The sequence below is a fragment of the Streptomyces sp. NPDC107517 genome (assembly GCF_055582645.1).
Map to the genome: position 1 here is coordinate 1 of NZ_JBVJPM010000089.1, position 3,239 is coordinate 3,239.

Below are 3,239 nucleotides of genomic sequence, written 5' to 3' on the forward strand. Positions count from 1 at the left end.
ACGATGAGTTTGGCGAGGAGGGAGTCCCAGGCGGGGCCGATGACGCTGCCGGTCTCGACGCCGGCGTCGAGGCGGACGCCGGGGCCGGTGGGCGGGGCGAAGCGGGTGACGGTGCCGGGGGCCGGGAGGAAGCCGCGGCCGGGGTCTTCGCCGTTGATGCGGAATTCGAAGGAGTGGCCGCGCAGGGTGGGGTCGTCGTAGCCGAGTTCCTCGCCGTCGGCGATGCGGAACATCTCGCGGACGAGGTCGATGCCGGCGACCTCTTCGGTGACGGGGTGTTCGACCTGGAGGCGGGTGTTGACCTCGAGGAAGGAGATGGTGCCGTCGAGGCCGACGAGGAATTCGACGGTGCCGGCGCCGACGTAGCCGGCTTCCTTGAGGATGGCTTTGGAGGCGGTGTAGAGCTGTTCGTTCTGTGCGGGGGTGAGGAAGGGGGCGGGGGCTTCCTCGACGAGTTTTTGGTGGCGGCGCTGCAGTGAGCAGTCGCGGGTGGAGACGACGACGACGTTGCCGTGGGTGTCGGCCAGGCACTGGGTCTCGACGTGGCGGGGCTTGTCGAGGTAGCGCTCGACGAAGCATTCGCCGCGGCCGAAGGCGGCGACGGCTTCGCGTACGGCGGAGTCGTAGAGCTCGGGGACCTCTTCGAGGGTGCGGGCGACCTTGAGGCCGCGGCCGCCGCCGCCGAAGGCGGCCTTGATGGCGATGGGCAGGCCGTGTTCCTTGGCGAACGCGACGACCTCGTCGGAGCCGGATACGGGGTCCGGGGTGCCGGCGACCAGGGGGGCGCCGGCGCGCTGGGCGATGTGCCGGGCGGCGACCTTGTCGCCGAGGTCGCGGATGGCCTGCGGGGGCGGGCCGATCCAGATCAGTCCGGCGTCCAGGACGGCCTGGGCGAAGTCGGCGTTCTCCGACAGGAATCCGTAGCCGGGGTGGATGGCGTCCGCGCCGGAGTCCTTGGCGGCCTGCAGCACCTTCGCCATGTCGAGATAGCTGGTGGCCGGGGTGTCACCGCCCAACGCGAACGCCTCGTCCGCCGCCCGGACATGCGAAGCGTCCCGGTCCGGTTCCGCGTAAACGGCAACGCTCGCGATACCGGCATCCCGGCACGCCCGGGCCACGCGGACAGCGATTTCGCCACGGTTGGCGATGAGCACCTTGCGCACGATGGCTCCCTCCTTGAAACAAGCCGAGTTTAGGGACTGCCGACACGGGCTTTCGACCCGTCCCCATGAGTGAGCTTGCCCACACGGAGTGCTATTCGAGGCGCGCTCAAGTGGTGAAACCCCTTGTTGCGCCCGGGTACGCAGCCTTCCCTCTTGGAACCCTAGCCCGCCAGAGTGGGCTAGGTCTCTGTGAGACGGCGCTGCGGCACTCCGGGATTCTTTGTGGAGTCCCTACGAATGGCCCAATGATTCTTTGCCTTGGGCAGACCCCTTGTCCCGCGGTTTACCCGTTAGTAGCGTTCGCGTTGTCTCGGACGTACTAGGGGTAACAGCAGTCGAAAGTGGGTGGGGTTCCGGTGGCACGCAGACCGGTGGCATGGGTGGCCGCGATCGTGCTCTTCGCGGAGGCGATCGGCATCGCCCTGCTCAACTGGTTCCTGGGGCTGGTCGTCGACCGCCAGGACATGTCCCTGGCGGGGCTCGACCCCCGCGCGATGTCCGTCTCCGCCTGGATAGCCGGCGCGCTCTTCGGCCTCTATCTCGCACTGTGCGCGGTCGTCCTCGTACGCATCGCCGTGCGCGACCGCGGGCCGGCCGGCTTCGGCCGCATCCTGCTGATCAGCGCGGCTGTCGTGCACGGGCTGCTCGGCGCGTTCAGCATCGGCCTGGTCGGCTGGCTCGCGTTCGTCTTCATGATGGTCGTGCTCGGGCTCATCGTGCTCACGCTGGTCGCCTACGACCGCAAGGAGCAGGGCGCGGGCGAGGGCGCGGGTGCGGGTGACGCCCCTGCGGGTCCGGCCGAAGGCGGCGGGGCGCCTCAGCCCGTCTGAACCGCGCGGGCGTGGGCGGTCAGTCCGCCCACAAGTCCGTGATGTTCACACCCAGTTGGGTCAGCAGGCGGCGCAGCAGCGGCATCGACAGGCCGATCACGTTCCCGTGGTCGCCGTCGATGCCGTCGATGAACGGGGCCGAGCGGCCGTCCAGCGTGAACGCGCCCGCCACGTGCAGCGGCTCGCCCGAGGCCACGTACGCGGCGATCTCCGCGTCGCTCGGCTCGCCGAACCGAACCACCGTCGAGGCCGTCGCCGACACGTAGCGGCCCGTCGCCGTGTCGTACACGCAGTGGCCCGTCTGCAGGGTGCCCGCGCGGCCCCGCATCGACTTCCAGCGCGCCGTGGCCTCCTCGGCGTCCGCGGGCTTGCCGAGCGCGTGGCCGTCGATGTCCAGGACCGAGTCGCAGCCGATCACCAGTGCGCCGTGCACCTCCGGCTTCGCCGCGACCACGGACGCCTTCGCCTCCGCGAGCGCCAGGGCCAGCTCGGCCGGGGTGGGGGCGGACACGGCGTCCTCGTCGACCCCGCTGACCAGCACCTCGGGGGCCAGGCCCGCCTGGCGCAACAGGGCCAGCCTGGCCGGGGACTGGGAGGCGAGAACGAGACGGCGGCGGGTGCTCACGTGGGGATCACTCATGCGGTCAGGGTTCCACATGCGGGCCGGTGGGCGTGGCCGGTCCGGGGCGACTAAACGATTCCCAGGACCAGCATCGCGATCACCATCGCCACCGCGAGCACGAAGCCCGCTCGGCGGAGCATCGCCTGGGTTTCGCGCAGCTCCTCGGGGGGCTCGTTCTCGGGGTCCGACCACAGCATGGATTCGATAGTGCTGCTCCGCTGCCCGGTGCGCCTGAGTACGCGTACTCAGGCGCACCCCATCTACGGGACTAGACAGGCCAGTACGTGCGCGCCCAGCTCGTGGGGCCCGGGGACGGGCGGCGCGCAAGCGCCAGCCTTGCCGGGTCCGCCCATGCGTCGCGGGTGCCTGTGGCGCCGGGCGGGGCGGTGGTTGCTGCCGCGGCGCGGGCCTGGACCACCGCCAGTGCGGCGGCCAGCTCCTCGGGGGTGGGGTTGCCCCTGACGACCTTGATCATCATTGGTCGGGTCCTTTCGGGCGGCTCGTGTGGGCGGCTCGGTCCTGGGGCTAGAGCGGGATGTTGCCGTGCTTCTTGGGCGGGAGGGTTTCGCGCTTGGTGCGGAGCTGGCGCAGGCCGCGGACGATGTGGGCGCGGGTGTCCGAGGG

Annotated in this window: 5 protein-coding genes; 1 reads left to right on the forward strand and 4 read right to left on the reverse strand. The window is 70.7% G+C overall.

Going from position 1 to position 3,239, the window contains the following annotated elements; genetic code table 11:
- The coding region (locus ACZ67T_RS46185) for an acetyl-CoA carboxylase biotin carboxylase subunit (RefSeq protein ID WP_469993069.1) at positions 1-1,163 on the reverse strand (1,163 nt) is incomplete at its 3' end.
- A gap of 356 nt (positions 1,164-1,519) precedes the next feature.
- On the opposite strand from ACZ67T_RS46185, the gene ACZ67T_RS46190 reads away from it, so the two are divergent.
- Positions 1,520-1,993 carry a hypothetical protein gene (locus tag ACZ67T_RS46190; RefSeq protein ID WP_469993071.1) on the forward strand — a complete coding sequence of 158 codons (474 nt, stop codon included), beginning with the start codon at positions 1,520-1,522 and terminating at the stop codon, positions 1,991-1,993.
- A 19-nt stretch (positions 1,994-2,012) separates the two neighbouring features.
- Here the strand turns inward: ACZ67T_RS46190 and ACZ67T_RS46195 are convergent, their stop codons facing one another.
- The 3 genes from ACZ67T_RS46195 to ACZ67T_RS46205 form a co-directional block, all read right to left on the reverse strand.
- Positions 2,013-2,633 carry a Maf family protein gene (locus ACZ67T_RS46195; protein ID WP_469993073.1) on the reverse strand — a complete coding sequence of 207 codons (621 nt, stop codon included), beginning with the start codon at positions 2,631-2,633 and terminating at the stop codon, positions 2,013-2,015.
- A gap of 50 nt (positions 2,634-2,683) precedes the next feature.
- Entirely contained in the window at positions 2,684-2,812 is a 129-nt protein-coding gene (gene mmpB, locus ACZ67T_RS46200; protein WP_264484688.1) for a morphogenic membrane protein MmpB, read from the reverse strand.
- A 71-nt stretch (positions 2,813-2,883) separates the two neighbouring features.
- A complete protein-coding gene (locus ACZ67T_RS46205; RefSeq protein WP_469993075.1) occupies positions 2,884-3,093 on the reverse strand; it encodes an acyl-CoA carboxylase epsilon subunit in 210 nt (69 codons plus the stop codon).
- Positions 3,094-3,239: the final 146 nt, after the last annotated feature.

What these genes read in the sequence shown, in the direction of transcription:
- ACZ67T_RS46195 (WP_469993073.1), bottom strand. Translation starts at nt 2,633, where the DNA reads ATGAGTGATCCCCACGTGAGCACCCGCCGCCGTCTCGTTCTCGCCTCC.
- mmpB (WP_264484688.1), bottom strand. Translation starts at nt 2,812, where the DNA reads ATGCTGTGGTCGGACCCCGAGAACGAGCCCCCCGAGGAGCTGCGCGAA.
- ACZ67T_RS46205 (WP_469993075.1), bottom strand. Translation starts at nt 3,093, where the DNA reads ATGATGATCAAGGTCGTCAGGGGCAACCCCACCCCCGAGGAGCTGGCC.